The organism is Pelotomaculum isophthalicicum JI (assembly GCF_029478095.1).
Classification (GTDB): Bacteria; Bacillota; Desulfotomaculia; order Desulfotomaculales; family Pelotomaculaceae; genus Pelotomaculum_D; species Pelotomaculum_D isophthalicicum.
This window is the reverse complement of record NZ_JAKOAV010000068.1, coordinates 1-5,232: the sequence shown is the minus strand read 5'-3', so window position 1 is coordinate 5,232 and position 5,232 is coordinate 1. Positions and strand designations below refer to the sequence as shown.

The window sequence follows — 5,232 nt, the reverse complement described above, 5'->3', positions numbered from 1 at the left end:
TATCAATACCAATCTCGGAGATGATCGCAACGGCGGAGGTGCGGTCAACTCCGGGAATGGTACAGAGCAGGGCAATGGCGCTTTCAAAGGGTTCAACCAAACCGGCGATGGTCTGGTCGAGGGCGGCAATAAGTTGATCCACAAAATCCAGATGCTTGCGGACGAAGCGGATACGCGTCTTCTGTTCTTGGGTCATTTGAAAACCCTCAATGGATTCGATAACCTCGTCGGCTTTCTTCTTCAAGGAGCGTTGCAGCAGGGTAATGCAATGCTTCGGGTCGAAGGAATCCGCGTTTACAAGGTAGTCCGTGATGGACGAGGCAGATTTGCCAAACATGTCGGAAACGACAGCATCAAGGGCGACATTGCAAACAGTGAAAGCGTTCTGGAAGCGGTTCTTTTCGCTGGATCTGCAGGAAACAAGCTTGAAGCGGTATCGCGTATACTCCCTCAAAATGCGGATGTCCTTGGCTGGGATAAAGCTGCCGGGAACCAGACCGAGGCGAAAGAGATCGCCGATCCACTTAGAGTCTTTGACATCATCCTTGTTGCCTTTAACAGCAGCGACCCACTTGGGGTTGGCGACGGTAACGCGGATGCAGTCCTCCAGTAAATTGTAAATGGGAACATAATACTTCCCGGTGTTCTCCATGCAGACGTCAAAGCAGTTGTTGTCAATCAGCCACTGCTTGAACGCCAGAATGGATTTGTTAAAGGTGGAAAAGCGCTTCTTTTTGTAACTCGGAACGATGCCCTGCGTAGTGATGAGCGTGGCGACGAGAAAAGTCTTGTGTACATCGACGCCACAGCAGATGGGGTAAACGACTTTCAAGGTTCTCCCTCCTTGTGATGAAATCGTGAAGGAGAAGGCAGTGACTGGATCGCCGCACATTAACGAAAGGCTAAAACAATGATTAGCGTACGGCCTCGTGGCGCCACTTATTTGTGCTTGAATGGCGATCCTCACACTGGTTTTTATACTGATTTGAGCCAAGAGGCAGTCTGCAACTCCTCCTAACGTGCTTTGTAGTGTGCCTCCTCCTCAAAATCATTGTACTACTGGGATGTTGACTGCACATCCTTTTCATCACTATTTGTGCCGCCAGCAGTCAGCGGCGGAATGGATGGTTTTTATGATTCAGTCACCAAAGGTAAAAAGGCATCTCAAAGAAATTAAAAGCGATAAATGGACAATAGAAGAATTAAGTGAACTAATTAATGCTATTGTTCATGATTTTCAAATAAAGGTCAGGATAGTAGGTAACGCCGATGATGAAGATTTTTGGGCACTTTCCCCGGAGGAAGAGCAACGCTTCAACGACTTGCTGCAAAAATCAACGAAAGATTTAAAGAATAAACGCTATACTGAATACAGCAGACCACAGGCATGATATGAGTAGAAAGATAAAGTTTCGCAAAACGCATACCTATGATGCTAAAATAGCTAACATCCGGGAAATCAATCCAGAGCTGGCCCAGCAGATCGAAGAGAAACGAGAATACTTTGAAAGCTGTCTTATTACTCCTCCCTACCGTCCGGCTACAGGATTGAACGTTGAAGCCCTGGAAGGGAAAATCACCCGCCCCGGATGGTTAACGGAGTATCCAAAATTATATAGCTTCAGGGTAAATAAATATGCCCGGGTAATTTTTTGGTGGACCGATGATGGGATCTGCGAATACCTCTTTCCTTTCGCCAAACACTATAAAAAAAGTTGATAAAACGGTAGATGCCTTTCTACCCCTAACCCAATTTAACCGAGTAAAAAGAAATATCGCTGAGTCGTCCGAACCGCGTGTTTTGTGGACTCAGCGATATTTTATTAATAACCGTAGTAGGCTTGGATAAAACTCAAAATCCGCCGGTGGCAACACCGTAGGGGTTCGACTCCCCTCTTCGGCACCAAAACTTCCCCGATTCCGAGGATTTTATATTTTAAGGAATTAACTTAGTTTTACAAAGAAAAACAGACACTTTAATTATCGGCTAAATACGGATTTATACTGACTAAACCTTCAATAAACCTGAAATGTTTTTGGTTTAGCGTAAATAAAACTGCTTCGTTAACCAGGGCAGTTGCTGCAATAAGGGCATCCAAGGGGTCCATACCGTGTGAAGCACGGTACGTTGATAATAACTTGCCTGCGGTAACTGCAACTTTCCTATCTACAGGTATGTGTTCAAAGGCTTCGAGTAAATTTCCAATTGCTTCATAACGTTGTTCAGATATTTTTGGAGCAGACAGTAGTTCCATTACCGTGATTGCAGATATTAAGCCCTCAAACACACCGTTTTCGACATTCCGCAATTGTTTCCGGGCTTCAGGTAAGCCTTTCAAATGATCAATAATTATATTAGTATCAAAGACTACTCTCATTGAACATCCAGTCTTCTTCCGGAATCCTTACGGAGTTGTTCAACATAATCTTTTATGTCGTAGTCCAAATCTGATAATAAACCAAATGTCTCGTCAACGATCCCTTTTTTGCTTTTAGCCGACTTGGTTTTTATAATGATTTTTCCTTCTTCGATATAACAAGAAAGGGTATCCCCTTCTTTAATATTAAGGTTGTTTCTTGCCTCTACCGGTATCACTATTTGCCCTCTGGAAGACATTTTGACAGTATACATTTCTTACTCCTTCTTGTAATTATTATTTGTCTTATTTTATCATACATATTATACGCTGTCAATATTTACCTCGCACTTATTACTTTATATAAGAATGTGACTTACTATGTCATCGGCGATTCATAATCATATTCTTTTTTTATAGAACTCCATATTCTCCTTAGCCAATTTCTCTTCCCAAATCATTTGCAACAAAGCCAAATCTTCTTTATAATCGGTTTTCGATTCATCCTTATCGTATTCAAGATTCTCCAGTATTTCAATTGTGAAATTTTCAGAGCCAAAATCAGTCCATTCCTTTTGCAACTCTCTATTTGGATGCATACCACTATTCAATTTAGCCTTAGTGCTATTGATCACACCTCTCAAGTTTTGAGTTGCTTGAATAAAATACTTATTATTAACTTTAGAACGAATTATGAATGCTCCCATCGCCGGTCTCATTTGCTTGTATTGCTGTATTAGTTCCTTTTTTCTCTTTTTGTCCATGGATTAATAACCCATCTCCTTCAATATCCTTGACAAAATATGCAAGCGTTCTCCTAGAAGTTCATCATCATTACTGAGAGCCTGCCTGAATAGGTTAATATCTTCATTGATTTTTTCGTTGTCAGTACAAACAGCCACCGTCATGGCATCACCCTGTATACCAACTCTGTCAATAACGGGGTTTCCGGTATCATAAAACTTCTCGTACCGATAAGCCTCTTGGAAATGAAGTTTTGCCCTGCAAACAAGAATTGCCAGGTCAAGCACACGGTGGAGCGGTAATTCCTCAGACTGCCTAGACCATTTTTCTCCTGTGTGCCGCCATACTTTAGCTGAAATATCCACCTTGCCCCGATCATTCCATTGAGCCAACCCTAATGAAAGACCCTTGGCATCTGAATCGTAAGCATACCTGCCGTCAACATTCTCGTAATTTTCGCAGACAATAACGGGTTTGTGCTTTAAACTAGTAGGTATTTTCATAAATTTACCTCCTGGTATATTCATTAATTTAGTACACTAGTAATTTAGTAACTTTATTGTACTGTCTCTAACTAGCAATGTCAAGATTATTATATTTCCGAAACTACTAATGCCGGGTTGATTTTCATAACCCGGCATTACCTGTCGTTATATTGCTCCAATTAATAATTTGTGGGCATCACGGGTGCAGCCCTGCTTGCAAAATTGGCCCCACTGATAGCCTTGAAGATAAGTTCTCATTATAGATATCGGCACCACTAGCCTTTTCTTCCATTATTAATTTGTCTGCTATTACTGAAATGAATTGCCCATTTGTTGGCTTACCTCGCTCGATATTCATGGTGTATCCGAAAACATTATGAATCATTTTAACGTTCCCTCTGTCGCAAGCCAATTGAATAGCATGTCTTATTGCGCGCTCAACTTTGGAAGGAGTTGTATTAAATCTCTTCGCGACCATTGGATAAAGCTCTTTTGTCAGGGCACCGACTAGACTGGTATTATTATAGGCCATTATTACAGCTTCTCTTAAATAATGGTACCCTTTTACGTGCGCGGGAATTCCCATTTCGTGCATAACATTAGTAACATCTGTATCCAAATCCCTTTTTTTCGTTTGCTGAACATATTGGTGCATACTAAATTCATTTGCAAGTTGACGTATGTGATTAACCAACAGGTTAAAATCGAACGGCTTGAGTATAAAGTAATCAGCGCCAAGATCAACTGAGCGCCGGGTTATGCTTTCCTGTCCAAAGGCAGTTAGCATAATAACTTTTGGTCTTTTACCGATACCGGCTAAATTCTCCAAAACGCCAATACCGTCAAGTTGTGGCATGATAATATCAAGAACCACCACATCCGGACTGTATTCACGAATGAATTCGATAGCTTGCAAGCCGTTATGCGCCACGCCGACAATCTCCAATCCGTTTTGTTGTTCAATAAAACTACTTAATAGCTCGCAGAATTCTCTGTTATCGTCCGCGATCAATACTTTAATACCGCTTTTCATAAATACCCGCCTCCGATATTATTTATCTCTTTTTTTATTATTAGACAGCCGGCAACATATTACCTTCGGGAAATATGTCAATAAATGTTGATACAAAAATTTTGTTTATAAAATCCCTTTTCATCACAGAATAAGAGAAAAACCATATTAGGGCGGTGATAAAATTGAAGGCAACTGGAAATGTGCGCCGTATAGATGAACTTGGCAGAGTTGTGATACCCAAGGAGATCAGGAATACGCTTCGCATTAAACACAACTCACCGTTGGAAATATTCACTGATCACGAGGGTGAGGTGATTCTAAAAAAATATTCGCCGGTAAAAGAGTTGGGATTATTCGCGGATGATTACGCTAAAGCGTTAAACCAATCACTTGGACATATCGCGTGCATAGCAGACAAGGATGCTATTATTGCGGTAGCCGGTACCGAAAATAAGAGACTGCTGAATAAACAGCTCAACCCGGAAATTGAGAAATTCATGGAAGAATCGAGTAGCTAAAAGTCGGGAAAATTAATCCCGACTTTTTGGCTCTCACAGAACCGTACGTACGGGCCTCGTATACGGCTCCTGACAAACCTCGGTCGTTATCATTCATAATAACAAGGCAAAAT

Annotated in this window: 8 protein-coding genes and 1 pseudogene; 3 read left to right on the top strand and 6 right to left on the bottom strand. The window is 41.5% G+C overall.

Translation table 11 applies throughout. The annotated features are described in order from the left end of the window. Nucleotides 1–832, bottom strand: an 832-nt coding sequence (locus L7E55_RS17330) for an IS110 family transposase (RefSeq protein WP_277445615.1), incomplete at its 3' end; no start/stop codon positions are given. A 292-nt stretch (nt 833–1,124) separates the two neighbouring features. On the opposite strand from L7E55_RS17330, the gene L7E55_RS17325 reads away from it, so the two are divergent. Beyond that, entirely contained in the window at nt 1,125–1,391 is a 267-nt protein-coding gene (locus tag L7E55_RS17325; RefSeq protein ID WP_277445614.1) for a hypothetical protein, read from the top strand. A 1-nt stretch (nt 1,392) separates the two neighbouring features. Next, nucleotides 1,393–1,719 carry a hypothetical protein gene (locus L7E55_RS17320; RefSeq protein WP_277445613.1) on the top strand — a complete coding sequence of 109 codons (327 nt, stop codon included), beginning with the start codon at nt 1,393–1,395 and terminating at the stop codon, nt 1,717–1,719. A 257-nt stretch (nt 1,720–1,976) separates the two neighbouring features. On the opposite strand, the gene L7E55_RS17315 is transcribed toward L7E55_RS17320, so the two are convergent. The 5 genes from L7E55_RS17315 to spo0A form a co-directional block, all read right to left on the bottom strand. Beyond that, entirely contained in the window at nt 1,977–2,378 is a 402-nt protein-coding gene (locus L7E55_RS17315; RefSeq protein WP_277445612.1) for a type II toxin-antitoxin system VapC family toxin, read from the bottom strand. Then, nucleotides 2,375–2,632 carry an AbrB/MazE/SpoVT family DNA-binding domain-containing protein gene (locus L7E55_RS17310; RefSeq protein ID WP_277445611.1) on the bottom strand — a complete coding sequence of 86 codons (258 nt, stop codon included), beginning with the start codon at nt 2,630–2,632 and terminating at the stop codon, nt 2,375–2,377. Before L7E55_RS17310 ends, L7E55_RS17315 begins: the two co-directional genes overlap by 4 nt. A gap of 126 nt (nt 2,633–2,758) precedes the next feature. After that, nucleotides 2,759–3,121 (bottom strand): GIY-YIG nuclease family protein, encoded by a 363-nt coding sequence (locus L7E55_RS17305; protein ID WP_277445610.1) that lies wholly within the window; start codon nt 3,119–3,121, stop codon nt 2,759–2,761. Between the two features lie 3 nt (nt 3,122–3,124). Further along, complete coding sequence (locus L7E55_RS17300; protein ID WP_277445609.1) at nt 3,125–3,604, bottom strand: DUF6530 family protein; 480 nt, start codon at nt 3,602–3,604, stop codon at nt 3,125–3,127. Nucleotides 3,605–3,782: 178 nt separating this feature from the next. Beyond that, nucleotides 3,783–4,619, bottom strand: coding sequence for a sporulation transcription factor Spo0A (spo0A, locus tag L7E55_RS17295; RefSeq protein ID WP_277445608.1), 837 nt, complete (start codon nt 4,617–4,619; stop codon nt 3,783–3,785). A gap of 164 nt (nt 4,620–4,783) precedes the next feature. On the opposite strand from spo0A, the pseudogene L7E55_RS17290 reads away from it, so the two are divergent. Continuing rightward, nucleotides 4,784–5,107, top strand: a pseudogene (locus L7E55_RS17290) (stage V sporulation T C-terminal domain-containing protein); the annotation flags it as partial. Nucleotides 5,108–5,232 lie beyond the last annotated feature (125 nt).

Excerpts from the sequence above, each read along its gene's own strand:
- L7E55_RS17305 (WP_277445610.1), bottom strand. The coding sequence starts at position 3,121 with ATGGACAAAAAGAGAAAAAAGGAACTAATACAGCAATACAAGCAAATG.
- L7E55_RS17315 (WP_277445612.1), bottom strand. The coding sequence starts at position 2,378 with ATGAGAGTAGTCTTTGATACTAATATAATTATTGATCATTTGAAAGGC.
- L7E55_RS17310 (WP_277445611.1), bottom strand. The coding sequence starts at position 2,632 with ATGTATACTGTCAAAATGTCTTCCAGAGGGCAAATAGTGATACCGGTA.
- L7E55_RS17320 (WP_277445613.1), top strand. The coding sequence starts at position 1,393 with ATGAGTAGAAAGATAAAGTTTCGCAAAACGCATACCTATGATGCTAAA.
- spo0A (WP_277445608.1), bottom strand. The coding sequence starts at position 4,619 with ATGAAAAGCGGTATTAAAGTATTGATCGCGGACGATAACAGAGAATTC.
- L7E55_RS17325 (WP_277445614.1), top strand. The coding sequence starts at position 1,125 with ATGGTTTTTATGATTCAGTCACCAAAGGTAAAAAGGCATCTCAAAGAA.
- L7E55_RS17300 (WP_277445609.1), bottom strand. The coding sequence starts at position 3,604 with ATGAAAATACCTACTAGTTTAAAGCACAAACCCGTTATTGTCTGCGAA.